We start from the raw sequence: 24,964 nt of genomic DNA, 5'->3' as shown, positions 1-24,964 counted from the left end.
TTTTGCTGTTATTTATAATCAGTACAAATAACTTTTGTAATATATGCAACATTTCTTTTTTTAGAGATATAGATAAGAGGTGTTTTTTTTGATTGTATTATTAATTCTATACTAAAACATTCTAATTTCTATGATATAGTAACATAGTTGGAATGTAGGAAATCAAATATTTGTCTAGTAAAAGATATGTTGTGTTGCCTAAAATAAACGAGATATAATAATAGTTTAACTAGTTAATTGATTATGAATTATATTGATGAGATTACTTGTATTTATTCTAAAAACCACTATCTTTGCCCTTCAATTATCAAGAATTCTTCGGAGTAATGTCTCTGAAGGATAGCAACCTGCACAACAAGCAAGGTGCTGCAATCGATAAGCCAGAAATGGAAAAAATGTTGTTTACTTCCTTAGTAAGTCTTATTTCTACCAATCTGGCAAATTATTTGTAATAACATTATTATTAAATCAAAGCTATGTCAGGTAACAAGTTTTACACTTTTATTCCATTTTTTATTTTTATTGCCATTTTTTTAGGCTCAGGTATACTATTAGGTGATTTTTATAAAATGCCTTCTCCTATAGCTATATCAGTAGGAGTTGTTTCTGCATTTATTCTTTTCTATAAGACTTCAATGAATGATAAAGTGATTTCGCTTATTCATGGATGTGGTGATAGTAAGATTATCACCATGTGTATTATCTATCTGTTAGCAGGAGCTTTTGCTGTTGTTACTAAAGCAATAGGGGGAGTAGATACAATGGTTAATATGGGGTTGAGTGTTGTACCTATAGAATACTTAGCTATTGGAATCTTTGTTATTTCTTGTTTTCTATCTTTAGCGATTGGTACCTCTGTAGGAACTATTGTAGCTCTAGGGCCAATTGTTGTTGGTTTAGCAGAGAAGTCTGGGACTTCTATGGGATTATTATGTGGTACTCTATTAGGAGGGGCAATGTTTGGGGATAATTTATCTATTATATCAGATACAACGATTACTGCTACACAAACAGTAGGATGTGAAATGAAAGATAAATTTAGAGCAAACTTTAAATTAGCTTTACCAGCAGCGTTGATTACTATAGTAGCCTTGTTTTTTATGAGTGGAAGTGCTACAGATGTAGTCTTAGAATTAGGAGATACAAGTAATTTTTGGGTAATTATTCCTTATGTATTAATTATTGTGCTAGCTTTAATGGGAGTACAGGTTTTTGTTGCATTATTTCTAAGTATACTAGTAGCAGGTATTATAGGCTTGGTGCAAAATGATTTTGATGTTTTAGGATTTGCTAATTTGACTTATGAAGGGTTTGTATCTATGAATGAGATATTCTTATTGTCAATGTTGACAGGAGGATTAGCAAAGATGGTTGAAGATCAAGGAGGGATTCAATGGCTGTTAAAACAAATGAAGAAGCTGATGAAAACTCCAAAAGGAGCAGAGTTTGGTATTGCTGGATTGGTGTCATCTATAGGAGTGTGTTTAGCTAATAATACAGTGTCTATTCTAGTGGCAGGTAATCTAGCTAGAGATATTGCCACAGAGTATGAATTAGACAGACCTCGTGTTGCATCTATATTAGATATTTTTGCTTGTATTATTCAAGGAATCTTACCTTATGGAGCACAGATACTGATCTTACTTAGCTTTACTAATGGGCAGATAGATTATCTTGATTTGATGAAATATTCGTATTACTTTGTTGCTCTGTTGATTATCACTTTAATCTATATGATTTTTTTGAGAAAAAACACACAAACAGCATAAAAGGGTGTTGAGAAAATACAAATTGATTATATTTGTCCTCAGTTCAAATACAAAATTGGATTTACACATGAAATTATTAGAAGGTAAAATCGCTATTATCACTGGAGCTACTAGAGGAATCGGTAGAGGAGTAGCTTTAGCATTTGCTCAGCAAGGAGCAAATGTAGCATTCACATATAGTTCTTCTGCACAAGCGGCTGTGGAATTAGAACAGGAATTAGCAGCTTTAGGTGTTAAAGCAAAAGGATATCAATCAAATGCAGCTGAATATGCAGCAGCAGAACAATTGGTAGAAGAGATTTTAAAAGAATTCGGAAACATTGATATTTTAGTAAATAACGCTGGTATTACTAAAGATAACTTATTAATGAGAATGTCTGAAGCAGATTTTGATGCAGTAATCGAAGTAAACCTTAAGTCTGTATTTAATATGACTAAAGCTGTTCAACGCACCATGCTTAAGAACAGAAAAGGATCTATTATCAATATGAGTTCTGTAGTAGGAGTAAAAGGGAACGCTGGACAAGCAAACTACGCTGCTTCTAAAGCTGGAGTTATCGGATTCTCTAAATCTATCGCATTAGAGTTAGGTTCTCGTAATATCCGTTGTAACGTTGTTGCTCCTGGATTTATTGAAACAGAGATGACTGGTAAACTTCCTGAAGATGTAGTGAAAGGATGGAGAGATGCTATTCCATTAAAACGTGGAGGTACTCCAGAAGATATCGCAAATACTTGTGTATTCTTAGGTTCTGATATGTCTGCTTATATCACTGGTCAAGTGATTAATGTAGATGGTGGAATGCTTACTTAAGACTAAACACATAACCACATATAAAGGCTATCTGAGTAATCAGGTAGCTTTTTTTAGTTTATGAAAAGTGTCTATAGTAGTGTTTTATGAGATTGTTTTTGAATGTGTCCGATGTGAGTCCGTTAAACTGTATAAAATAACGGACTGAATATGGATCTATTTCTCAATTACTTATTTCTTATACCAAATGTAATATACACTAAGCATTTATATGTCTGTATAATAGGAGTGTGACTGTTCGTTTTCATAAAATAACTGTCCGATAATGAACATATGTAATACCTGTTTTTTTATGTAAATGATTGATTTATTGTTATTTATGTGTGAAAGGCTATTTGGTATGTAATTAGTGTTATGGTGTTTAGATAGTTATAAACAAAATTACATAGGATAGATATGAATAAGAAATACATCACTTTATTAGCTATGTGCTTCAGTTGCTTAATGGCTAAGGCTCAAATACAAGAAGTAGTTCAAGATACTCTAGATATAAATACAGAATTACAAGAAGTACTTATCCAGAGTCTACACAAGAAACAGTATGTGGATAAATCAGTTTATACCTTTGACCAAGATGCTTTAGACAAAGCTAGATATGCTAAAGATCTTCTAACTACACTCCCTACATTGACTCTAGATCCAGTTACGAATACTGTTCAAAGTATAAAAGGAGGAAAAACATTATTTTTAATTAACGGAATAGAGGTTAGTGATAATCAGATGCGTACTATCGAACCTAAGAATGTAATCCGTGTTGAATACTATGATATGCCACCTACTAGATGGGCCAATAGAGCTAGTCAAGTGGTGAATATCATTACTCGTAATCCTGATAATGGATATGTATATGGAACAGAGGTACTTACCGCAGTAGATACAGGGTTTATTAATGGATCAGCTTATTCTAGTATCACTAGAGGTAAGAATAACTTTGCAGTAGATTACTCTATTAGTTTGCGCGATTATAATAATCGAGAGAATACTAACTCTACTGCTTATAAACTTAATGGGATAGATTATCATTCAGAAGAATTGCGCAAGGATAAGTTTGGATATACAGATCAGAATATTGCCCTTCGATACACGAATACAGATTCGGATAAATATACTTTTCAGGCTAAAATAGATATTGCATTAATGGATCACTTTAATTATACAGATGGGAAGAGTATATTTTCTAAAAATCAAGATAAAGAGAATCATAGTATCTACAGACATAGTAATGGAAAATATACGAAGCCTTCTTTAGATTTATATTATTCTAAGAAAATAACAGAGAAGGATGAACTAATATTTAATGCATTGGGAACTTACTATACGACCGAATCTTTTAAGTTAGATAGAGAGTGGGTAACTAGTACAATACAAGATGTATATAACAACGAGACTATTCTGGATAATAAACAAAGTGGTTTTGTGGGTGAGATAGGACACAGCCATAACTTTGGAGCGTCTAAATTAAATTCTGGATATCGTTTTAGTTTTGACCAAGTTGAATATGATTTGACTAATCTAGAAGGGTATTCGAATTATACTACAACGTTTACTCAACAGTATTTCTATACAGAGTTAGTTGGTAAGAAGAACGGTTGGATGTATCGTTTAGGAGCGAGTTTAAATAATTTGCGTAATTCTAATCCAGAGCACACTCAAGATACTTGGGTGTTCACTCCCAGAGTAGTGATGGGATACGAGATCAATAATAATCAGAGTATTCGCCTATCGAGTACATATAGACCTAGAGCGCTGACAAGTGATCAGATTAGTACAAATGTAATTCAGCTCCAACCGAATATTGTACAAACGGGAAATCCATATTTAAAGGTTCAGCGTTCATTCATTAACTCTTTGAACTATTCGTTTAACTCCAAGTATGTTGATTTGAATGCGTCAATCTCTTATGATTATTTAAATGATTTTGTAAATAGCCGTTATCTATTACAAGAGAATAGGTATGCTCTTACTTATATAAACGAGGCTAATATGCAAGAGTATGCATTAGGGATGTATGGTTCTATTAAGCCTTTTGGATCACAAGTGTTAGTATTTAAAGTTAATCTATATCCGACATGGGAGAGTATCAAGACTATAGAGGGTGAGAAGTTGACGAATAACTATGTAGGGAATAGTTTTACAGTATCTTCTTCGTATAAGAACTTATTTTTGTCTTACTCATTTAATCTGCCTGTTTATTCTCTATCAGGTGAATGGCTTAGCACGAATGAGAATGCGAGTAATTTATTTGCACGTTATAAATTAAGTAATTGGTCTTTCACAGCGGGGCTATTGTTTATAGGAATGCCTTCAGAATATAAGAGTAAATCACTACAGGAGAGTTTAGTACAAAAAAGAAGTCATACACAGATATGGAATAATAAGAATATGTTTATCGCAGGGATAAGCTATGATTTCTCACAGGGAAAACAAACTAAGGTAGATCGAAGTATGCAAAATTATACAAAGGGTGCAGCGACATTCTAACACTTATGATGTAACAATTAACTAAATAAAATGATATGAAAGTATTCAAGAACATTCTACTTACCCTATTTATCTTGACCAACTGTAATCTAAGTATGGCTAATAATGCAGAGCCTAAAACTAGAAAAGTTGTGGGATTAGTAGTAGATAGTGAGACCTTATTACCCCTGGCTAATGTCAAGATTATAACTGAAGATAAAAAGACATTAGCAACTACGAATGATAAGGGATATTATGAAGTGACTGTTCATTCTACTAGTAAAAAAGGGTTCAAGTTTTCGTTGAATTTGGAGAAAGAAGAGTACTCTACTTTTAGACAAAAAGATAATTGGGGAGATTCTAATGATGAAAGCCCTATTATGTACTTTGCTTTACAAAAGAGAAAATCTACTAAAGGGGCAAGTTTTTCTGAACTATACATTCATAAAGGTGAGGTGAATACTACTGTTGTAGAGAATTATTTTAATGATAAGGTAAAGGCTAAAAGTAGTTTGAATAATAAGATCGAAAAGTTAAGAGTAAATAACAACCATGTGTTTTTTGAGGTAGATGGAGGGTATTATTTAGTGAATGACTATGCATGGATTAAGTTAAATAGTAAGGATGACAAGATCTCTATTAATCAAGACAGAATAGTCAATGCTAGTGAAGTGAATATCTATGTACAACGAAATAATGTACAGAATATGTCATCAATAGATTCACCACAAGCTTCTTTTAGCATAGACACGTTTAAATAAAATAAACAATATATAAAGGCTACTTGAGTAATTAGGTAGCCATTTTTATATGAACACTAATTATTTTTTGTCTTTTAATGAATACTCAGTACTTTTAAATAAAAAAATGAAGAAGGTACTAGACAAAGGGATAGAGATAGGAAAACATGGCCTTAAATCATTTAGAATCGTGTTTATATGTTTGATTCGATGGATAGGAATGATGGTGGTAGGCGTATTTCTGTCTCTTTGGATTTTTTTCTATTCGATGAGCAAGATTTATCAGTTGAGAAAAGGAAGTGAAGCACGAGGCTTTTGGGATAACTTCACAGCATTTTTTAGTGATATAAACTATTCTGTAATTATCATCTTTCTTTTACAAGTCGTGATGATTATTGCTTATTTCTATGTAGCTAATAAATACGCTATTCAGAAGGCTATCTCTCTGTTATGGGAGAAGCAAGGAAGTGTGTTTATCACTGACTATGTAGGTCAATTAATGGATTATCTTTATGAAAAGAAACCTTCGTTATTTGGGGGTAAACCCAATAGAGAAGCAATACAGCGCGAAGTAATAGCGCTAAATGATCATAATCACGTAGCGGGTATGCTACAACGCAAGACAACTCATTATGTAGTTTCTAAAGCTCGTCTAGGCAACAGTTCATCAAGTTTAGTACAGCAGTTGACGACACTTCGTTTTAATCCTATGGCATTACTTCCTGCACTTTGGGTATTTTATGCATTGGTAGGAGTACAGGTGTTGTTTATACTTTATATTTACTATAGATTTTAGTAGTTTATTTACTACCTTTAGTACTCTAAAAAGAGAATAAGATATGAAAATAGGAAATGATACAATTGGTATTAGTAACAGTGATAAGATAACAATACTAGTTTTCTTCTTTACAGTATATGTAATGATAATGCTTCTTTTCGATTGGTTATTCGATGGAGCTATTAAAAGTTGGGAGAACTATCTTCTAAAAGGGTTGGTGTATAGTATTGTACTTTCGGTATTGATGTATTATGCTATTAAGACCTTGACTAAAAGGGTGGAGTTAAAACTGCAAATTCCCTTGGCAGTAGGTGAAGAGCTACAGGCCTATGGAGTAGCTAATATGTTCTTAGGAAAAGAGGCTATAGGTGGTAAGTTAGGCTTGACAGAAGATACCTTAGTGTTTCACTCTCATAAGTTTAATATACAGAAAAATACAGTTCGTATTCCTTTTGAAGAAATTAAAACGCTCAAGCCTTGTAGAGTGATGTGGTTGCTTAATAATGGAATAGAAATAAAGACTACTATAGACCGATGTGTATTTGTGGTCAATGATAGAAAAAATTGGTTAGAAGCTATTCAGAAAAAGATAAAGTAGCACGAGTTACTCTTTAAGTAAATATGCTGTTGCTCCATGCGTAAGCTTTTCAAAATCAGAAAAAAAACAAGAGAAGTTTACTTGGTTACTATTATGATCTCTTAGTTTAAGAGAGGTATATAATCCTAAGTCAAAATAATTAATCTCATTTATAGATGCACTATGTGTGGAAATAAACTGATTAATAAATGCTTGATTTTGATTCTTTTTGTAAATAGAAAAAATACTTAGACCAACAATACTAAATATAATTGGATAGGTGATAAAGTGCTTATTCATCATAGTAAGTGTTTTGATAATTGTAAGATACAATAAATATTTAATAGAGAACGACTATAGATTCTATGGCCGTTTTTTTTATGCTTCTTTATGATGTATAATAGAATAGATTAACTCCAAAAGATTAGCTAAAAAAATTAGCAAAGTGATGTTTTTTGTAAGTATACTAACGGTTTATAATCAAAAAATACTACCTTAGCTATTATGATTATAATACTTCGATGAATAAATTTACAGCTATAGATTTTGAAACAGCTCAACCACAACGCAATAGTATTTGCCAAGTAGGTTTAGTTGTATTTGAGAACGGAATTATAGTAGATTCCTTAAATATTCTTGTACAGCCTCCTCAGAATGTTTATTGGAGTAAATTTATTGACGTACACGGTATCACACCGGAAGATACAAAGTATGCGCCTACATTCGAAGAAGTTTGGCATAAGATTTTACCCTTTATACAATTTCAGGATGTAGTAGCACATAATGGCTTTGGCTTTGACTTTCCAGTATTAGAGAAGACATTAGAGTATTATAATTTGGCTGTGCCTGAATACGAGAGGCATTGTACTTATCGATTGTATAAAAAAGGATTGGCTTTTTTGGCTGAGAAATATGACTTAGTACTGAATCATCACGATGCTCTTAGTGATGCTAAAGTATGCGGAATATTGTTTGATCAATATTTAAAGCAAGGAGGTCTAATTTAATAATGGCAAAATTATGACGAAGAGTAAAGAGTATTTAGAACACAATAAAAAGTCTTGGGACAAGCAGGCGTTAGCTAATCAGCAATGGTCTATGCCTGTAAGTGCAGAGACAGTGGCAAAAGCTAAAGAAGGAGAATGGAACCTATATGTGTTGCCAACTCCAATAGATAAGAACTGGTTAGGTGAGGTAAAAGGGAAGCGTGTATTATGTTTAGCATCTGCTGGAGGACAGCAAGCACCTATTTTAGCTGCTATAGGAGGTAAGGTGACTGTTTTAGACCTATCTACTGAGCAACTTAACAAAGATAAGCAGGTGGCGCTAAGAGACGGTCTTGACCTAACTACAGTAGAAGGAGATATGACGAATCTAGAGATGTTCGCAGACAATAGTTTTGACATTATTGTTCATCCGATATCGAATCATTATGTAAGTGATGTGACGAAGATCTGGAGAGAGTGTTATCGCGTTTTGGACAATGGAGGAAGACTAATCAGTAGCTTTTATAATCCTGTGATATTTATACACGATAGAGATCCTAAGTATGCAGTAGAAGGAGTTGTGAAACCAATGTATAAGATTCCTTATGCGGACTTGATAGATATGACTGCAGTTCAGATAGAAGAAAAAAGAAATAAAGAGGAGGCTTTCGTCTTCGGACATAGTCTTCAAGATTTAATAGGAGGACAGTTAAAAGCAGGGTTTCTGATTAAGGAATACGAAGAAGCTTTTCAACCTAATCCAAGGTTTGTAGTAGATCATTGTCTACCTACATTTATAGCGACAGTAGCAATTAAACTTCAATAGTATGGAGAAAAGTATAGTCTGGACAGGTGTCGATAATCTATCGATTGAAAAATGTGTCCTGATTGATAAGGGTGAAACTATTCACAGTAAAGGTGAGCTAGTAGGAAACAAGAATAATCAGGTGTATGGTGCCGAATATCAAGTAGTAGTAGACCAGAGATGGGAGACTAGATTCTTTGATATTACATGTAAAGTAGGGCATAAGAACTATAGTATACATGGGTATAAGCTAAATAATCAGTGGATTATAGATGAATTAGAACATCCTGAATTACACGATTGTTTAGATATTGATATATCTGTAACACCTTTTACTAATACATTGCCCATTAATCGTCTACAATTAGAAGTAGGGCAGTCTAAGGAATTGGCGGTGCTGTACATCAATCCAATAGAAGAAAGATTCACTAGAGTAGTACAACGTTACGAAAGAGTATCAGAGACTATCTATCACTATAAAAATTTGTGGAGTGATTTCGAATCTACTATAGAGGTAGATGGGGATGGCTTAGTAGCTAATTATCCTAAGTTATTTAATAGAATTTAGTAATGAGGGAGTAGTGAATAATGAACAGTAGTTAATTAAAAATTATAAGGAAAGCCCTATAGATATTTATCTTTAGGGCTTTTATATATACTTTTTGATTGTCTTAATTCTTCACTATTTAGCAGCTTTTTTCTTGTTCTCTTGGATCATTTTTAGATCTTCAGATTGCTCTATAGTATTGCCTTCTAGATCAAACTTAGATTCTTCAGTAGGCATGACAAATTTGTCTTTTTTAGATTTATATAGTGGGAATAAATACGAAATAGTATAGTTGAATCCAACTCCTATTGCACCACTGTGCTTTTTATTATAGCCAGGTATATATAAATTTTCAAAATCATCAGGTTGCGTTTGAGAAATCAACCCATTTAGACGTAGTGTAAAGCCCATAAAGACATTGCTAAATACGCGTGTTTTGATACCAGCTACAAATTCTACCCAATGTGCACTTAATCCACTTTGTTTCCTATTGATGTCTACTCTTTCTTTAGGAAAATAAGGATTTGTAGTATAAGGTTGATACCAGTCTAGTGTTTGTGAAAAACTAGCTAGGCCGTATCGAAATCCGACATAAATCATATCTTCTCTATCCATCCAGTTTTGATAAACATTATAGTTTCCTCCAACTCGGATGTAGTTCCCGTTAGTAGTAAAGCCATAACTGCTTTCATTTCTAGTTAGTTTATCATGACCTATCTCAGCTGCTGCATACCAATTTTTGGTAAGCCTATAGTCTCCCACAACTTCAAAACCCTGATAACTTTTGTCATATAAAGATCTAGTGATTCTAAACAAATCTACTCCTATACGAAAACCATATCGCTGTGGGTAAAAGTGAATAGATGCTGCCGTTGAATCTGTTACGACTGCGGTACCTTTAGGTTTCTCTTGGGCAAATGAAGAGAAAGCTAAAAGTACTAGTCCACAATTAATAATAAATTTTGAAGTGTGCTTTTTTGCTATCTTGAATTTCATTTGTTTCTGTTGTATAATGTTTAATCCAGTTACCACTTGTTTGTTGTGCTTCTCCATTTAACATAGGAGATGTTCCGTCTTGGTTAAGTGAAAAAGTAGAGACATAACCACAAGCTTTGTTTAAATACTTTGTATTGATTTTATACTTAAAAGTTAAGGTGTCATAAAGAGTATCCACTTGATTCTGTGTACGTCTTACAGATTTTAGAATCCACTCAGATTCTTGATTGTCTAAACGTAGTGGGATAAGAAGTTTATTTCCATTACTCTTAATTATATTTTTTTCTCTGCCAGCAACAAAAGCTTCTACTAAGTCATTTTTAGCAATACCTTGATCCTCGAAGCTATAGAACTCTATTAAGAAATTAGGAGTTGTTTCTTCGTATTCGCCACATATATCATCTTTTTCGCAAGCACTAAAAACAATACTTCCAATGCCTAAGCAAAGGGCTACTAATATTAGTTTTTTCATATAGATTTTTTATCTCTGTATATAAGAGTCCAAAAATACTAAAACTAATTCATAACTCTTTAAAAAAATTGAAGGCGGTAATATTTGAATTATATAAGACAGTTTTTAGTAGTAAAGTTACTATTTATAACTTATTTTCTTTTTATACATTCTAAATTGTGTGTTTTTATTATATATAATTGGTTGTTTTATTGTGATAAATGTAATTTTGGTGGTACCTTTAAGGTTGTTGTATTATAAAAAAACAATATAATGTTAGAATCAATCACTAGTTTACAGATCATCTTAGCAGCTACACCAGTAGTGCTATTAATCGTTTTGTTGGGTTTTTTAAAATTAGCAGGAGAAAAGAGTGCTTTAATTACTTTAATAGCTACCCTGCTTATCGCTTTTTTTGGTTTTAATTTATCATTTAGTGATACGGGATTATCTGTTCTTTATGGATTGGTAAAAGCTGTATTTCCTATTTTGATTATTATCCTAATGGCTATCTATAGTTATAATGTACAAGTCGAATCTCAAAAAATTGAAATTATTAAGCAACAGTTCTCAGCAATATCAACAGATAAATCTATCCAAGTATTGTTGTTGACTTGGGGATTTGGAGGATTATTAGAAGGTATGGCTGGATTTGGTACAGCAGTGGCTATACCAGCCGCTATTTTAATTAGTTTAGGCTTTAAACCTATGTTTTCTGCTGTAGTTAGCTTAATTGCGAATAGTGTTCCAACAGCTTTCGGAGCTGTAGGTATTCCTGTTATTGTATTGGCAAGGGAAGTAGAAATGGCAGAACATATTACAGTAATTAGTGCCAATGTAGTATGGCAATTAGCAATACTGATGTTTTTAGTTCCTTTTTTGATTGTGACATTAGCCGATAAGTCTTTAAAATCTATTCCCAAGAATATTGTATTAAGTGTATTGGTAGGGGCTGTTACATTAGCAGTTCAGTATTATGCAGCAGTTTATATTGGAGCAGAAACACCAGCTATCTTGGGTAGTTTAGCATCAATTGTTGTAATTGTTTTGTTTGGAAAACTAACTGCTAGAAAGGAGAGTAATACAGTGGTGTTAAACTTTAACTTTAAACAAGTGTTTCAAGTATGGAGTGTTTACGGGTTGATTTTACTGCTTGTTTTATTGACTAGTCCATTATTTCCTATTGCTACTTATATGAAAGCAAATTGGTCATTGTTTCAGACCAATTTTAATTTTGATATCTCTGGGGGTATACGCACCATAGGTATTTATTGGTTGACAGATACAGGGGTATTAATTTTTGTAAGTTCTATTGTCGGTGGGTTGATACAGGGATTGAGTTTTGGAAGGCTGTTTAAATTATTAGGTAAAACTACAGTACAACTTAAGAAAACAGTAGTAACTGTATGTTGTCTAATAGCTTTGTCAACATTAATGGATTTCTCTGGTATGATTACAGTACTAGGACTGGCATTAGCAACAGCTACAGGTGCTTTTTATCCTTTCTTTGCACCAGCTATTGGAGCTTTAGGAACATTCCTTACAGGTAGTGATACATCATCTAATATATTGTTTGGTAAGTTACAAGCTACAGTGGCTGATAAAATAGGAGCAGATAAGGGATGGCTAGCAGCAGCCAATACAACTGGTGCTACAGGAGGTAAGATTATCTCGCCACAGAGTATAGCCGTGGCAACTACTGCCTGTGGGCAACAAGGACAAGAAGGAGTAATTCTTAAAAAAGCTGTTGGTTTTGCATTATTATATATCCTGATAGCAGGTTTAGTAGTGTATTTAGGAAGTTAGAAAATAAATAGATAGATATATGAGAGTTGGATTATTCATACCTTGTTATGTGAATGCGGTTTATCCAGAAGCAGCACTAGCAAGTTATAAAATATTAACACACTTTGGGGTAGACGTGGATTACCCTGTAGATCAGACTTGCTGTGGTCAGCCGATGGCTAATGCAGGTTTTGAAAACAAAGCGTTGCCTCTAGCAAAGCAATTCAATAATTTGTTTGAAGAGTTTGATTATGTTGTTTCACCTTCAGGTAGTTGTGCTGGGTTTGTGAAGGATGCTTATCCTCGACTGATGGAAAGGGAAGGGTGTACTAGTAAGGTCAGTGGAAAGGTATATGATATCTGTGAGTTTCTTCACGATATTTTAAAGATAGATAAGTTACCTGGTAAGTTTCCTCATAAAGTGAGTTTGCACAATAGTTGTCATGGACTAAGGGAGCTTAAATTAGGATCGGCAAGTGAGCTGAATGTAAAACCATATTCTAAAGTAAAAGACTTGTTAAAACTTGTAGAAGGTGTAGAGGTATTAGAACCTGCTAGAGTAGATGAATGTTGTGGCTTTGGTGGAATGTTCTCTATAGAAGAACCAGCTATCTCAATCCGAATGGGAAATGATAAGGTCAACTGTCATGTAGCTACGGGGGCAGAGTATATCACAGGGCCTGATAGCTCATGCTTAATGCACATGGGAGGTATCGTGGATAAAAATAACAAACCAATTAAATTAATTCATGTGGTTGAAATATTAGCATCTGGTTTATAGTTATGAGTAGTACAAAACACGCACAGAATGCTGATCTATTTCAGCAGAACAAAGAGAGAGCTACTTGGCATGATAATGCTTTGTGGTTCGTTAGAGAGAAGAGAGACAGAATGTCTAGGACTTTACCCGAATGGGAGGAGCTTAGAGCATTGGGAGAAAAGATAAAACTGCATAGTGTAAGTAACCTAGCGTTGTATCTAGAGCAATTTGAAACAAATGCAAAAGCAAATGGAGTGATTGTGCATTGGGCTAAAGATGCTGAAGAACACAATGCTATCATGGCAGAAATACTAAATAAGCACAATGCTAAGAAGGTCGTGAAGAGTAAGTCTATGCTAACAGAAGAGTGTGACTTAAATCATTACTTACAGACAAAAGGTATAGATGTAGTAGAGAGTGATCTAGGTGAGCGTATCTTACAGCTTAATGGCACAGCGCCTTCGCATATAGTCCTTCCTGCTATCCATATGAAACGGGAAGAGGTAGGAGAGTTGTTTGCTGAGAAATTAAATACTGAAAAAGGCAATAGTGATCCGACTTATCTGACTCGTGCTGCTAGAGCATCGTTAAGAAATGACTTTCTTACTGCAGATGCAGCTATTACAGGTGTGAACTTTGGTATCGCTGCTACTGGAGAGATTGTTGTATGTACTAATGAGGGGAATGCTGATATGGGAACTTCTTTATCTAAACTTCATATCGCTTCGATGGGTTTAGAGAAGCTTATTCCTGATTACGAAAGCTTGAGTGTATTCACTCGTTTATTAGCTCGATCAGCGACGGGGCAACCAACTACTACTTATACATCTCATTTTCGAAAGCCTATTGAAGGTGGTGAGTTTCACATTATTTTAGTAGATAATGGAAGAAGTAATATTCTAAGTCAGGATGAACATATCAAATCTCTTAACTGTATCAGATGTGGAGCCTGTATGAATACCTGTCCTGTGTATAGACGCAGTGGAGGATATTCATATACCTACTTTATCCCTGGGCCTATCGGTATTAATCTTGGGATGCTAAAAGACCCTGAAAAGCACAGTGAGAATTTATCTGCATGTTCACTTTGTTATTCATGTAACAACGTGTGCCCAGTGAAAATAGATTTGGCAGATCAAATATATAGATGGCGCCAAGACCTTGATTCTTTAGGTAAGGCAAACTCATCTAAAAAGCTTATATCTAGTGGTATGCAGTTTTTATTTACGCATCCTGCTTTGTTTAGAACAAGCCTGAAAATTAGTTCATTAGCGAAGTATGCTCCACGTTCTCTAACCTTCGGATTAAAAGAATGGGAAGATGGACGAGATTTGCCAAACTTCGCAAAAGAATCATTTACAGAGATGTGGAAGAAAGGGAAAGTAAAAAAACAATAAAGAGGTTATGAGTAGTAGAGAACAAATATTAAATAATATAAGACGCAATACAAAACAGGTTTTTGAAAAACCTCAGATGAACTTGACTTCTATAAGCTTTGAAGATCAACTGACACAATTCGTAGAGATTTGTAAGGCAGTAGGAGGGGATGCTGTGATCCTAAAAGAGGGAGAAGATATTAATGAAGTGATTCGCTCTCTATATCCAGAAGCTAAAGAGATAGCTTCGATAATGAAAGAGATTACTTTGACAACTTTGAATCCAGATAGTGTAGAGAGTTCTAAAGATCTTAATGATGTAGACTTAGCGATTATAGAAGGTGCTTTCGGTGTATGTGAGAATGGGTGTATATGGATCCCTCAGCAAATAAAGTACAAGGCACTATACTTTATTACTCAATATTTAGTTATCGTCTTAGATCGCTCTAAATTGGTTAATAATATGCACGAGGCATATCTAAAGATTACTCCAAGCGAAAAAGGCTTTGGAGTATTTATATCTGGACCTTCTAAGACAGCAGATATAGAGCAAGCTTTAGTAGTAGGTGCTCATGGGCCTAAAGGCTTGACAGTAATTCTGAAATAGATATAAAAATAGAAGAGAGAGGCGAGCCTCTCTCTTTTATTTGAAGTCATCTTGACTTTTTAGTTTTCTGAAATTTCTTTAGTCCTATAACAATAAAAGCCATGAAATTCCACGCCATCCAACTAGAAAGTGTGGTGTCAAATCTATTGAGCCCATCTTGACTTTATAAATTTAAGATTATAAAAAACAAGGGTGGAGCAAAATATTTTATTTTTAATACATACCTTTATAAAGTATTGAATATTAGTGTTCAATCATTTTTTAGACCAATCTACGGGGCTAATATTTAAAAATAATCAGAACAACATACATTAATGGGAAAGAGAGCCATTTTTATGTATTTGATATTGCACATGAGTCCATAGTGAGTCCATTAAAAGAGCCTTTTTAATGGAGTCACTATGGATACAAGATGCTGTCAATATGATTTCATATCGAACCGCATAAGAACATCATAGATAGAAACTGACAAATAAGGAAGTTTCTTTTTTTTTGGGGATAACGGATATAAAAAATAATCCTTAGATGAATCTAACTCTGAATCAACATTAGCCAACTACTACAAAGCAATTCTACTTTATATAATTACTTTTGATCTATAGGACTATCGCTTATTTTGGGTTAAAGTCATTGATTTCTAATAAAATAGAAATTTTAAGTTAAGATGAATTTATGAAATTAAATTGAATGTATAAGAATGAGATTGATTTAAATAAATACTGATTTTTAAAAATCAAGATAACCTTATAGAATAGAATTTAAGATTTGTATTTGGATATGAGTTAATAATAAAGTTATAATATGAATGATTTTAGCTTGTTTACTAGTAGCTATTTCTGTATATATTGTGTGGAAATTAATCTAATATTTCGAACTCATTAGTTCCCTCTATACGAGCTAATTCACTTCCTATAGGTAATTTTAAGTAAGGGATAATCGCTTTGTCGTTATGTGCTACAGCATTGACACTGTAAATATCAGTATTCTCAGGATTATCTAAGTACTCCTCGTCTTCTGTATTACTTAAGAATCTCCATCCGCTATCTGTATCAGAGTTTGGTTCTTCGCGGTACATATAATCTACGTTTTCGCCTAAGATCATAATTTTAGCAGATACTAAGCAGAATCCGATATCACCTACTAGGTTCTTGGTAGCCTCAGCAGGAATGTTGTTGTCTTGATTCATTGTCAATATGTTTATAAAATAAAAGGCAATCGAGAAGATTGCCCTTTATGTATTTATTATCTAAGTTCTAATAATACTACGTTTTCTACGTGGTGCGTCTGTGGGAACATGTCTACTGGACGTACTTTAATCACTTTATACATATGATTCATAAGTGCCAAGTCACGTGCTTGAGTAGCTGAGTTACAGCTTACATACACGATGCGTTTAGCACCTACTTTTAATAGCATCTCTACTACATCTTTATGCATACCATCACGAGGAGGGTCAGTAATAATCACATCAGGGTGACCGTGTGTAGCGATAAATTCATCGTTAAACACATTCTTCATATCACCTACGAAGAATTCACAGTTAGTAATATTATTGCGTTCAGCGTTTAGTTTAGCATCTTCGATAGCCTCTGGTACTGCTTCTACACCTACTACTTTGCCAGCCTTTTTAGAGACGAACTGTGCGATAGTACCTGTACCTGTGTATAAGTCATATACTAGTTCGCTACCTGTAAGACCTGCATAATCTCTAGTTACTTTATATAATTCGTAAGCTTGCTCAGAGTTAGTTTGGTAGAACGATTTAGCATTGATACTAAATTTAAGACCTTCCATTTCTTCTAAGATATAATCGCGACCTTTATATAATACTACATCTTGATCATAGATAGTATCATTAGCTTTTCCGTTTACCACATACTGTAATGAAGTGATATTAGGGAAGCGTTCAGTTAAGAAGTCCATTAATAATTCGCGTTCTTCTTTGTTGTCATAGAAGAATTGTATCATCACCATTACTTCCCCTGTAGAGGCAGTTCTGATCATTAATGTACGCAATAAACCTTCTTGATCACGAGGATTAAAGAAAGATAGGTTATTCTCATTAGCAAATCTTCTGATTTCGTTTCTGATATCATTAGAAGGATCTTGCTGTAAGTGACATTTTTGAATGTCTAAGATTTTGTCCCACATTTTAGGAATGTGAAATCCTAGTGCATTTTCTTTGCCCATTTCTACTCCGCTAGCTACTTCTTCTGGTGTTAACCAACGAGCATTAGAAAAAGAAAATTCCATCTTATTTCTGTAAAATAGAGTTTCTTTCGAGCCTAAAATAGGTTCGAATTCAGGTAATTCTATTTTACCTATGCGCTTTAGGTTGTTAAAAACCTCTTGGTTTTTATAGAACAACTGTTGCGTATAGTTCATGTTTTGCCATTTACATCCACCACATGCTCCGAAGTGTTCACATACTGGCTCTATTCTTTGTTCAGAATACTTGTGGAAGTTTACTGCTTTGCCTTCATAGTAAGCTTTGCGCTTTTTGAATGTTTGTACATCTACCACATCTCCCGGAACTACGTTAGGAATAAAGATAACTTTCCCATCTGGAGCTTTAGCTACCGAAACGCCTTTTGCACCTGCATCAAGGACTTCTACGTTTTCGAATACGATTCTTTCTGTTCTTTTTCTACTCATGCCGCAAAAATAAGTTTATTTTCATTTGAATAACATAACTGTAGCTTATTCATAATGAGTTTATATAAGTTCTTATTCTGTGTTTTAAGATATTGAATAACAGTGTTTATGATTATAGTGAGGAAGAGGGGGTACTTAAGATGTCTATTTTATATGGATGATAGAGTATTTACTTTTAATCTAGATTATGTGATAGGCATATAAGTAAAAAGCAATTATACAAAACAGATCCGAATTAGTGATATCAGCATGCTATAATATGGTTATTGAGCTATGAAGTAGAATTGCTTTGTAGTATTTAGCTAATGTGGGTTTAATGTAATCTAATGGAGTGATTGAAGTAGGTTGAAGACTTTTTAAAAGAATAAATAATGGTCTGTTAAAAAAGAAGACAATTATTCTTAAAGATTTAAAACAGTCAAAATAAAAGGCTATTTTAGTTAAATAATATAATGCTATATGAGGTTTATAAATTTCTTACTGTTTGTTTTTGTAATGTCCACTTTTACTGGATTTGGACAGACTATTCGATTGCCGTATAATGATGATTCAGGTTGGATGTTAGTTGATTTAAAAGTTAATAATCAACCAATGACTTTTCTCTTTGATACTGGTTGGGATGGATTGTCAATAAGAGCTAGCTTATTAGAAGAATATTATGAAGGAGAACATATTGCAGCTAAAGATGCTAATAATGTGGTGCAGGCTATACCTACATTATATGTGGATAGTCTTAAAGTGGGTAATTATACTTTTAAAGGTTTGCCTTTTACTGATTTTGAATCTTTTCCTATGGTTAATGATCCTATCTTTAAATGTTATAAGATAGATGGCGTATTAGGGAATGTTATTTATAAGAATAAGGTATTAGAAGTGGATCCTATAAAAAAAGAGATTATTCTACAGGATTTTTCACCTGAACTGGTAGATAGGTTGTTGAACGATAAGTTTATATCAGTAGAGAATCTAGAATATAATAACGATACACGTATCGTTATTCCTGGAACTATAGGAAAAGGACAGAAGAGACCATTTCTCTTTGATACAGGAGATAACGGTTATCTTACAGTGAGTGCAGATCGTGGATTGTTAGGATATTTGAGTGGGCTAAAGTATAATACCTATATTAGTGTAGGTAGTGTAGGGGCATTTGGTATGAATGAATCTGTAAGTAGAACATTAATCACTCAAGATGCAACGTTGAGTTTAGGAAAGCTTGTATTAGATAAAGAGGAGCTTACTTATACAGCTAGTTATAGTACTTATCAGATGGGCGTGGAATTTATTAAGCAATTTCATTTTTTCTATTTGCCTTCATTTAAACTGTTATATTTTAAAAAGGTTCAGGATAGCACAGTTACAGCAACTTTAGAGAAAATCGGTTATGGTATTGCTTATATAGATGAACAGTATATAATAGCAGCTATTGGTGAAAAGGAGAAGGAGGTTAGGCTAGGAGATGTAGTGTTGTCTATAGATGGAGTCTCTATGGATAAAATGTGTGGCTATAGAAAATACTTACAGCGCACAAAAGATAGACCAACGCTTGTGGTGATGAGAGATGGAAAGAAAATAACACTGAAGTAAATAGTGTAACTAATAGAATGAAGGCGATGATAGGTATAAAAACGTATTATCGTTTTTTTTTCCTAAAAAAGTAGGTGAAATAGTGAAGTAAGATAGAGTTTGATAAATGATTTATCAGATTGTTTAACCCAGAATATGTGATAGACATATAAAGGAAAAGAAATTATACAAAATAGATCTGAATTAGTGATTTAAGCATACTATAGTATGGTTATAGCGCTAATGAAAGAGCTATGACATAGAATCGCTTTGTAGTATTTGGCTAACGCTGATTCTGGGTTTAAGGAGATTAATCTTAGTTGTTAGAGTTGTGTTAGAAGGTTTTATACACATTTCGTTGAGAAAAGCGTTCTGGGCTAGTAATCCTCAAAGAAATTCTAAGGACGTACAAGACGAAGAGTAGGAAGCTAAATCTTTAAGCTTTTTAATATTAAAAAGCGAAGTGTAATAAGTAATATTAAAAACAAAAAAAGCGATCAATTGATCGCTTTTTTATTGTGGGGAGAGCAGGATTCGAACCTGCGAAGGTTACCCAACGGATTTACAGTCCGTCCTCGTTGGCCGCTTGAGTATCTCCCCTCCTAAGAGGTAACTTAGATAATATATTGTATAAAAAGTCTTCGTGGGGAGAGCAGGATTCGAACCTGCGAAGGTTACCCAACGGATTTACAGTCCGTCCTCGTTGGCCGCTTGAGTATCTCCCCTCCTAAAAGGTTAAATTAGACTATGATTTTTATACAATATGACTTTATTAGTGGGGAGAGCAGGATTCGAACCTGCGAAGGTTACCCAACGGATTTACAGTCCGTCCTCGTTGGCCGCTTGAGTATCTCCCCTTCCTAAAAAGGTTATATCTAAGTAATATTTTCTTGTTAATGAACGTTTGGTGGGGAGAGCAGGATTCGAACCTGCGAAGGTTACCCAACGGATTTACAGTCCGTCCTCGTTGGCCGCTTGAGTATCTCCCCTAAGCTTTTGCTTATCTTGTTTGTTTAGAACGGTGCAAATATAGTGCTGTTTTCTTAATCTGCAAGAGATGCAAGGCTTTTTTTTCTACTTTTCTCACCTCAATTTATCTAACTGATTGGTTATAAAAAAAGTAGTGTTAAAATATTTTTTTAAAATTTATTGATTGTTTGTCTGATATCAACTAATTTTTTCATCAAATCTTCAAAGTAGTTTAAGTGAAGCATATTTGCTCCATCACTTTTCGCATTTGCTGGGTCAAAATGTGTTTCTAGGAACAATCCATCTACACCAACTGCAATACCAGCTTTTGCAACAGTCTCGATTAAATCAGGACGTCCTCCTGTAACACCAGAAGCTTGGTTAGGTTGTTGTAAAGAATGTGTAATATCTAATACTGTAGTAGCATATTGTTGCATAGTAGGAATACCTCTATAATCAATAATCATATCTTGGTATCCAAACATTGTACCTCTATCAGTAACCATAACACTATCGTTATGACAGTCTAATACCTTCTGTACGGCATGCTTCATACTCTCAGGACTCATAAATTGCCCTTTTTTAAGGTTGACTACTTTACCAGTATTTGCTGCAGCTACTACCAGGTCAGTTTGTCTTACAAGGAATGCTGGGATTTGTAATACATCTACATATTCAGCTGCCATGGCAGCATCAGAGTTTTCGTGGATATCAGTTACTGTAGGAACGCCAAACTCTTTACCTACTTTCTGTAAGATTTTAAGAGCTGTTTCGTCTCCGATACCAGTAAAGCTGTCAATACGAGATCTATTAGCTTTCTTAAAAGAACCTTTGAATACAAAAGGAATTTTAAGATTATCTGTTACTGTAACTAGTTTTTCTGCAATACGCATTGCCATTTCTTCACCTTCAATAGCACAAGGACCAGCTAATAAAAAGAAGTTATCAGCGTCCACATTTTTGATTAAGGGTATATTATTTAGATTCATAAGATCTGTTTATTTATTGTTATATTTTCGTTTATTGTTCTTTTTTTGCTGTGGAGTAGTTACTATTTCAGCAGCATTTTTGGTTTGAATAAAGTACGAAATAATAGCGATAATTACAACACCAAAAGACAGGTTGTTGGTTACGCCATTTCGCAAGTATATATCAAATGATGCATAGTTAATAGCTTCCTCTAGAGGCATTTTGGTTTGTGTAGTCATTGCCACTTGTAACGTATTCATAAAGTTAGGAGTCACTTGCATGAATGTGATGTACTGTATAAGAGGGAAGAAGAAGGTAATCATAATACAAATGACAAGTCCAGATAAGAAAGCACGTTGCCAAGAAATAACTCCATTGTAAAACTCTTTTTTCTTCTGTCTAATACCCAGCCAATAAAATACAGTAAGTCCAAGGTTGAAAATTAATTGAAGTCCGACTTCATATCTAATCTTTTCTAACTCATGAAAACCTAGTGATTTGACAATAAACATCCATACTAAAGCAGCTAAAGTAGCTATAGAAGCCCATTTAAATTCAATAGAGAAATTCCTCATTATTCTGTTTTATAATTAATAGTTCAAAAGTAAAGTTTTTATTTTATAGCATAAAATATATTTTATATTGATATTTTTTATTAGATTTAGATAAGTTTATGTTGTTCTTGGCAAGGAATGTGATGCATATACTAAAAAAAACACAATAATCTACCAATAAATAAAACTATTATGAAAAAACTAATCCTTATTAGACATGCAAAATCGTGCTGGGAAGCCATTACTGATGATTTGTCACGCCCGTTATCAAAGAGAGGAGTAAATGATGCACATTTGGTGTCTCATGCATTAATAGGTCATTTACCATCTAAAGTCATTGTGTGGACTAGCCCAGCCAAGAGAGCTAGAAAAACAGCAACTATATTTTGTCAAAATATGGAGATCAATATGGATTGTATTATTGAAAACAGGGATGTTTACACATTTGAACGCTCACAATTAGTGGAGGCAATAAAAAACTGTAAAAATGAGCATGATACATTAATTCTTTTTGGTCATAATGCTGCAATCACGAAATTTGTTAATAAATTTGGTAGCGAAACTTTTGACAATGTACCCACATCAGGCGTTGTAATAATTAATTTTGATACAGATGACTGGGCAGCAATAGAAAAAGGTTCTACTGAATTAACCATTTTCCCACGAGACTTAAAATAGAAATGAATACACAAAATACAGTAAAATATAAATATATAGACCGCGAGCAAAGTTGGTTGTCATTTAATGAGAGAGTTTTGCAAGAGGCGGGTGACGAAACTGTTCCCCTGTTAGAAAGACTACGATTTATCGGTATTTTCTCAAATAATTTGGATGAGTTTTTTAGAGTTCGCTATGCTACAATACGAAGAATGACTCTTACAGGAGAAAGTAATCGAAAGCTAGGGAGTGGAGTAATCGTAAAAGATTTATTAGCTCAAATTACAGCTAGGGTTATTGAACTTCAGAAAGAAAGTGTTCGCATTTTACATGATGTGGAACGCAAACTAGAAGAAGAAGGGATATTTATGGTGAATGAACAGGAGATAGATGATAAGCAACAAGCTTTTGTCAAAGATTTTTTCTTACATCAAGTCTCACCAGATATGGTTACAATTATCTTAAGTGACTTGGCTGAGTTCCCATTATTAAGAGATACTCATGGTTATTTGGTTGTAAAGCTAGAGATAGATCCTCTATTGGTAGAGAAACATCAAACAAATAAACAGAAGAGAGATAACTCTGCTATTCGTTACGCTGTAATTGAGATACCTAACATTGTAAATCGATTTGTAGAAGTTCCTTCAGAAGATGATAAAAAATATATTATGATGATAGATGATATCATCCGATATAACTTGGATTCAATCTTTAGTATTTTTGACTTTAAAGCAGAATCGGCTTTTATGATTAAAGTTACTCGTGATGCCGAATTGGATTTTGATACTGATTTACACAAGTCATTTGTAGAAAAGATATCTAGTGGAGTACGTGATAGAAAGCAAGGAGCTATAGTGCGTTTCGTTTATGATCAAGAAATGGATCAAGAGATGCTTGATTTCTTATTAGAGAATGTCGAAATAGAATTGAATGATAGTATTATTCCTTCAGGAAGATATCACAATCGACGTGACTATATGAGTTTTCCTACAACTGGGAGAATAGATCTTACTTATCCTAAACAAGTGCCTGTACCTGTAAAGGGATTAAATTTAGAAGATAGTATCATTCAGCAGATTCAGAAGAGAGATTATATGATTTATACTCCATATCAATCTTATTCTTATTTAGTTAAGTTTTTAAGAGAAGCAGCTTTGGATCCGCAGGTATTGTCTATAAAAATTACATTGTATCGATTGGCAAAGAATTCACAGATTATTAGTTCATTGATTAATGCTGTGAAGAATGGAAAGAAAGTTGTAGCTCAGGTAGAGTTACAGGCGCGTTTCGATGAGGCAACTAATATTTTTTATTCTGAGTTAATGCAATCAGAAGGGGTAAAGTTAATCTTCGGTGTAAAAGGATTAAAGGTGCACAGCAAAATATGTGTAGTAGAACGACTTGAGAATAAAAAGGTAAAGCGTTATGGCTTTATTTCAACAGGAAACTTTAATGAGAGTACAGCTAAGGTGTATACTGATGTCACAGTATTTACAAGTCATAATTCTCTGATGAAAGATGTTTCTAAGGTATTTGAATTCTTACAGGTTAATTACCGTGTGCACAAGTATAAACACCTGTTAGTATCCCCTCATTATACCCGTAAAGGCTTTGTGAAGTTAATCGATAGAGAGATTAAGAATGCACAAAATGGATTGCCTTCATTTATTCGTTTAAAAATGAATAGTTTATCTGATTTAAAAATGATAGATAAACTATATGAGGCTAGTAATGCAGGCGTGAAGATTCAATTGATTATAAGAGGGATATGCTCTTTAATACCAGGTGTTCCAGGAATGAGTGAGAATATTGAAGCAATCAGTATTGTAGATCGTTTCTTAGAGCATTCTCGAGTGTATATTTTTGGCAATAATAATAAACCAGAAGTCTTTATTTCATCAGCGGATTTTATGACAAGAAATTTAGATGAAAGAGTAGAAGTAACTTGCCCAATTTATGATGAAGTGGTGAAACAAGAGCTTATAGATACTTTCAATATAGGATGGAAAGGAAATTACAAGACAAGGTACCAGACTGCAGATTTGTCTAATAAATATCGAGGATATACAAAAGAAAATATGTTCCATTCGCAACAAGAAATGTATAAGTATTATCAAAATAAGTTAAAAAAATAGAATTGTAT

Annotated in this window: 23 protein-coding genes, 4 tRNA genes, 1 pseudogene and 1 riboswitch; of the genes and pseudogenes, 16 read left to right on the top strand and 12 right to left on the bottom strand. The window is 33.6% G+C overall.

Going from position 1 to position 24,964, the window contains the following annotated elements:
• Positions 1-299: 299 nt before the first annotated feature.
• A riboswitch (SAM-I-IV-variant riboswitch) is annotated at positions 300-406 on the top strand.
• 61 nt (positions 407-467) lie between these two features.
• The 6 genes from LNQ81_RS15745 to LNQ81_RS15720 all read left to right on the top strand — a co-directional run bounded on the left by LNQ81_RS15745 (position 468) and on the right by LNQ81_RS15720 (position 7,159).
• Positions 468-1,769: a Na+/H+ antiporter NhaC family protein gene (locus LNQ81_RS15745; protein ID WP_229949309.1), complete on the top strand. Its 1,302-nt coding sequence runs from the start codon at positions 468-470 to the stop codon at positions 1,767-1,769.
• A 67-nt stretch (positions 1,770-1,836) separates the two neighbouring features.
• The gene (gene fabG / locus LNQ81_RS15740) at positions 1,837-2,583 is read left to right on the top strand and encodes a 3-oxoacyl-[acyl-carrier-protein] reductase (RefSeq protein WP_229948386.1); all 747 of its coding nucleotides are present in this window, start codon (positions 1,837-1,839) and stop codon (positions 2,581-2,583) included.
• Between the two features lie 396 nt (positions 2,584-2,979).
• Positions 2,980-5,064 carry a TonB-dependent receptor gene (locus LNQ81_RS15735; protein WP_229948384.1) on the top strand — a complete coding sequence of 695 codons (2,085 nt, stop codon included), beginning with the start codon at positions 2,980-2,982 and terminating at the stop codon, positions 5,062-5,064.
• 35 nt (positions 5,065-5,099) lie between these two features.
• Positions 5,100-5,804, top strand: coding sequence for a hypothetical protein (locus LNQ81_RS15730; protein WP_229948382.1), 705 nt, complete (start codon positions 5,100-5,102; stop codon positions 5,802-5,804).
• 106 nt (positions 5,805-5,910) lie between these two features.
• Positions 5,911-6,579 carry a hypothetical protein gene (locus LNQ81_RS15725; protein WP_229948380.1) on the top strand — a complete coding sequence of 223 codons (669 nt, stop codon included), beginning with the start codon at positions 5,911-5,913 and terminating at the stop codon, positions 6,577-6,579.
• A gap of 43 nt (positions 6,580-6,622) precedes the next feature.
• A complete protein-coding gene (locus tag LNQ81_RS15720; protein ID WP_229948378.1) occupies positions 6,623-7,159 on the top strand; it encodes a PH domain-containing protein in 537 nt (178 codons plus the stop codon).
• Between the two features lie 6 nt (positions 7,160-7,165).
• Here LNQ81_RS15720 and LNQ81_RS15715 read toward each other — a convergent pair whose 3' ends face one another.
• A complete protein-coding gene (locus tag LNQ81_RS15715; RefSeq protein WP_229948377.1) occupies positions 7,166-7,441 on the bottom strand; it encodes a hypothetical protein in 276 nt (91 codons plus the stop codon).
• A gap of 218 nt (positions 7,442-7,659) precedes the next feature.
• Between LNQ81_RS15715 and LNQ81_RS15710 the strand changes: the two genes are divergently transcribed.
• Genes LNQ81_RS15710 through LNQ81_RS15700 form a run of 3 tightly spaced genes read left to right on the top strand, consistent with a single transcriptional unit; the run spans position 7,660 to position 9,497 of the window.
• Positions 7,660-8,145 (top strand): exonuclease domain-containing protein, encoded by a 486-nt coding sequence (locus LNQ81_RS15710; protein WP_229948375.1) that lies wholly within the window; start codon positions 7,660-7,662, stop codon positions 8,143-8,145.
• Between the two features lie 13 nt (positions 8,146-8,158).
• Positions 8,159-8,950, top strand: coding sequence for a class I SAM-dependent methyltransferase (locus LNQ81_RS15705; RefSeq protein WP_229948373.1), 792 nt, complete (start codon positions 8,159-8,161; stop codon positions 8,948-8,950).
• A gap of 1 nt (position 8,951) precedes the next feature.
• Positions 8,952-9,497 (top strand): putative glycolipid-binding domain-containing protein, encoded by a 546-nt coding sequence (locus LNQ81_RS15700; protein WP_229948371.1) that lies wholly within the window; start codon positions 8,952-8,954, stop codon positions 9,495-9,497.
• 114 nt (positions 9,498-9,611) lie between these two features.
• Here the strand turns inward: LNQ81_RS15700 and LNQ81_RS15695 are convergent, their stop codons facing one another.
• Positions 9,612-10,472, bottom strand: coding sequence for a DUF6048 family protein (locus tag LNQ81_RS15695; RefSeq protein WP_229948369.1), 861 nt, complete (start codon positions 10,470-10,472; stop codon positions 9,612-9,614).
• A complete protein-coding gene (locus LNQ81_RS15690; protein ID WP_229948367.1) occupies positions 10,426-10,944 on the bottom strand; it encodes a DUF6452 family protein in 519 nt (172 codons plus the stop codon). Before LNQ81_RS15690 ends, LNQ81_RS15695 begins: the two co-directional genes overlap by 47 nt.
• Before the next feature lie 252 nt (positions 10,945-11,196).
• Between LNQ81_RS15690 and LNQ81_RS15685 the strand changes: the two genes are divergently transcribed.
• Genes LNQ81_RS15685 through LNQ81_RS15670 form a run of 4 tightly spaced genes read left to right on the top strand, consistent with a single transcriptional unit; the run spans position 11,197 to position 15,451 of the window.
• On the top strand, positions 11,197-12,729 hold the full coding sequence (locus tag LNQ81_RS15685; RefSeq protein ID WP_229948366.1) for an L-lactate permease: 1,533 nt from the start codon (positions 11,197-11,199) through the stop codon (positions 12,727-12,729).
• A gap of 19 nt (positions 12,730-12,748) precedes the next feature.
• On the top strand, positions 12,749-13,489 hold the full coding sequence (locus tag LNQ81_RS15680; RefSeq protein ID WP_229948365.1) for a (Fe-S)-binding protein: 741 nt from the start codon (positions 12,749-12,751) through the stop codon (positions 13,487-13,489).
• A gap of 2 nt (positions 13,490-13,491) precedes the next feature.
• Complete coding sequence (locus LNQ81_RS15675; RefSeq protein WP_229948363.1) at positions 13,492-14,865, top strand: lactate utilization protein B; 1,374 nt, start codon at positions 13,492-13,494, stop codon at positions 14,863-14,865.
• A 7-nt stretch (positions 14,866-14,872) separates the two neighbouring features.
• Positions 14,873-15,451, top strand: coding sequence for a LutC/YkgG family protein (locus LNQ81_RS15670; RefSeq protein WP_229948361.1), 579 nt, complete (start codon positions 14,873-14,875; stop codon positions 15,449-15,451).
• Between the two features lie 46 nt (positions 15,452-15,497).
• Here LNQ81_RS15670 and LNQ81_RS15665 read toward each other — a convergent pair.
• The 3 genes and pseudogenes from LNQ81_RS15665 to rlmD form a co-directional block, all read right to left on the bottom strand.
• Positions 15,498-15,602, bottom strand: a pseudogene (locus tag LNQ81_RS15665) (IS5/IS1182 family transposase); the annotation flags it as partial.
• Positions 15,603-16,307: 705 nt separating this feature from the next.
• On the bottom strand, positions 16,308-16,637 hold the full coding sequence (locus LNQ81_RS15660) for a DUF2185 domain-containing protein (protein WP_229948346.1): 330 nt from the start codon (positions 16,635-16,637) through the stop codon (positions 16,308-16,310).
• A gap of 56 nt (positions 16,638-16,693) precedes the next feature.
• Positions 16,694-18,106, bottom strand: a complete 1,413-nt coding sequence (gene rlmD, locus LNQ81_RS15655) for a 23S rRNA (uracil(1939)-C(5))-methyltransferase RlmD (protein WP_229948344.1) — start codon at positions 18,104-18,106, stop codon at positions 16,694-16,696.
• Positions 18,107-18,565: 459 nt separating this feature from the next.
• On the opposite strand from rlmD, the gene LNQ81_RS15650 reads away from it, so the two are divergent.
• On the top strand, positions 18,566-19,693 hold the full coding sequence (locus tag LNQ81_RS15650; RefSeq protein ID WP_229948342.1) for an aspartyl protease family protein: 1,128 nt from the start codon (positions 18,566-18,568) through the stop codon (positions 19,691-19,693).
• Positions 19,694-20,191: 498 nt separating this feature from the next.
• Here LNQ81_RS15650 and LNQ81_RS15645 read toward each other — a convergent pair.
• The 6 genes from LNQ81_RS15645 to LNQ81_RS15620 form a co-directional block, all read right to left on the bottom strand.
• Positions 20,192-20,272 (bottom strand) — tRNA-Tyr (locus LNQ81_RS15645).
• A 44-nt stretch (positions 20,273-20,316) separates the two neighbouring features.
• Positions 20,317-20,397: transfer RNA gene (locus tag LNQ81_RS15640), tRNA-Tyr, on the bottom strand.
• A gap of 51 nt (positions 20,398-20,448) precedes the next feature.
• Positions 20,449-20,529, bottom strand: a tRNA-Tyr gene (locus LNQ81_RS15635).
• 48 nt (positions 20,530-20,577) lie between these two features.
• A tRNA-Tyr gene (locus LNQ81_RS15630) sits at positions 20,578-20,661 on the bottom strand.
• Between the two features lie 150 nt (positions 20,662-20,811).
• On the bottom strand, positions 20,812-21,630 hold the full coding sequence (gene kdsA, locus LNQ81_RS15625; protein WP_229948340.1) for a 3-deoxy-8-phosphooctulonate synthase: 819 nt from the start codon (positions 21,628-21,630) through the stop codon (positions 20,812-20,814).
• Positions 21,631-21,639: 9 nt separating this feature from the next.
• Positions 21,640-22,185 (bottom strand): DUF4199 domain-containing protein, encoded by a 546-nt coding sequence (locus tag LNQ81_RS15620; protein WP_229948338.1) that lies wholly within the window; start codon positions 22,183-22,185, stop codon positions 21,640-21,642.
• Positions 22,186-22,356: 171 nt separating this feature from the next.
• Here LNQ81_RS15620 and LNQ81_RS15615 point away from each other — a divergent pair, with 171 nt between their 5' ends.
• Both LNQ81_RS15615 and ppk1 read left to right on the top strand, forming a co-directional pair.
• Positions 22,357-22,842, top strand: coding sequence for a SixA phosphatase family protein (locus LNQ81_RS15615; protein WP_229948336.1), 486 nt, complete (start codon positions 22,357-22,359; stop codon positions 22,840-22,842).
• A 2-nt stretch (positions 22,843-22,844) separates the two neighbouring features.
• On the top strand, positions 22,845-24,956 hold the full coding sequence (gene ppk1 / locus LNQ81_RS15610; RefSeq protein ID WP_229948334.1) for a polyphosphate kinase 1: 2,112 nt from the start codon (positions 22,845-22,847) through the stop codon (positions 24,954-24,956).
• The last annotated feature ends 8 nt before the right edge of the window (positions 24,957-24,964 follow it).

Source organism: Myroides oncorhynchi, from assembly GCF_020905415.1.
Lineage (GTDB): Bacteria > Bacteroidota > Bacteroidia > Flavobacteriales > Flavobacteriaceae > Flavobacterium > Flavobacterium oncorhynchi_A.
The sequence above is the reverse complement of the archived record's forward strand: the minus strand, read 5'-3'. Positions and strand labels throughout refer to the sequence as shown.

What these genes read in the sequence shown, in the direction of transcription:
- fabG (WP_229948386.1), top strand. Translation starts at nt 1,837, where the DNA reads ATGAAATTATTAGAAGGTAAAATCGCTATTATCACTGGAGCTACTAGA.
- LNQ81_RS15735 (WP_229948384.1), top strand. Translation starts at nt 2,980, where the DNA reads ATGAATAAGAAATACATCACTTTATTAGCTATGTGCTTCAGTTGCTTA.
- LNQ81_RS15730 (WP_229948382.1), top strand. Translation starts at nt 5,100, where the DNA reads ATGAAAGTATTCAAGAACATTCTACTTACCCTATTTATCTTGACCAAC.
- LNQ81_RS15725 (WP_229948380.1), top strand. Translation starts at nt 5,911, where the DNA reads ATGAAGAAGGTACTAGACAAAGGGATAGAGATAGGAAAACATGGCCTT.
- LNQ81_RS15720 (WP_229948378.1), top strand. Translation starts at nt 6,623, where the DNA reads ATGAAAATAGGAAATGATACAATTGGTATTAGTAACAGTGATAAGATA.
- LNQ81_RS15715 (WP_229948377.1), bottom strand. Translation starts at nt 7,441, where the DNA reads ATGATGAATAAGCACTTTATCACCTATCCAATTATATTTAGTATTGTT.
- LNQ81_RS15710 (WP_229948375.1), top strand. Translation starts at nt 7,660, where the DNA reads ATGAATAAATTTACAGCTATAGATTTTGAAACAGCTCAACCACAACGC.
- LNQ81_RS15705 (WP_229948373.1), top strand. Translation starts at nt 8,159, where the DNA reads ATGACGAAGAGTAAAGAGTATTTAGAACACAATAAAAAGTCTTGGGAC.
- LNQ81_RS15700 (WP_229948371.1), top strand. Translation starts at nt 8,952, where the DNA reads ATGGAGAAAAGTATAGTCTGGACAGGTGTCGATAATCTATCGATTGAA.
- LNQ81_RS15695 (WP_229948369.1), bottom strand. Translation starts at nt 10,472, where the DNA reads ATGAAATTCAAGATAGCAAAAAAGCACACTTCAAAATTTATTATTAAT.
- LNQ81_RS15690 (WP_229948367.1), bottom strand. Translation starts at nt 10,944, where the DNA reads ATGAAAAAACTAATATTAGTAGCCCTTTGCTTAGGCATTGGAAGTATT.
- LNQ81_RS15685 (WP_229948366.1), top strand. Translation starts at nt 11,197, where the DNA reads ATGTTAGAATCAATCACTAGTTTACAGATCATCTTAGCAGCTACACCA.
- LNQ81_RS15680 (WP_229948365.1), top strand. Translation starts at nt 12,749, where the DNA reads ATGAGAGTTGGATTATTCATACCTTGTTATGTGAATGCGGTTTATCCA.
- LNQ81_RS15675 (WP_229948363.1), top strand. Translation starts at nt 13,492, where the DNA reads ATGAGTAGTACAAAACACGCACAGAATGCTGATCTATTTCAGCAGAAC.
- LNQ81_RS15670 (WP_229948361.1), top strand. Translation starts at nt 14,873, where the DNA reads ATGAGTAGTAGAGAACAAATATTAAATAATATAAGACGCAATACAAAA.
- LNQ81_RS15660 (WP_229948346.1), bottom strand. Translation starts at nt 16,637, where the DNA reads ATGAATCAAGACAACAACATTCCTGCTGAGGCTACCAAGAACCTAGTA.
- rlmD (WP_229948344.1), bottom strand. Translation starts at nt 18,106, where the DNA reads ATGAGTAGAAAAAGAACAGAAAGAATCGTATTCGAAAACGTAGAAGTC.
- LNQ81_RS15650 (WP_229948342.1), top strand. Translation starts at nt 18,566, where the DNA reads ATGAGGTTTATAAATTTCTTACTGTTTGTTTTTGTAATGTCCACTTTT.
- kdsA (WP_229948340.1), bottom strand. Translation starts at nt 21,630, where the DNA reads ATGAATCTAAATAATATACCCTTAATCAAAAATGTGGACGCTGATAAC.
- LNQ81_RS15620 (WP_229948338.1), bottom strand. Translation starts at nt 22,185, where the DNA reads ATGAGGAATTTCTCTATTGAATTTAAATGGGCTTCTATAGCTACTTTA.
- LNQ81_RS15615 (WP_229948336.1), top strand. Translation starts at nt 22,357, where the DNA reads ATGAAAAAACTAATCCTTATTAGACATGCAAAATCGTGCTGGGAAGCC.
- ppk1 (WP_229948334.1), top strand. Translation starts at nt 22,845, where the DNA reads ATGAATACACAAAATACAGTAAAATATAAATATATAGACCGCGAGCAA.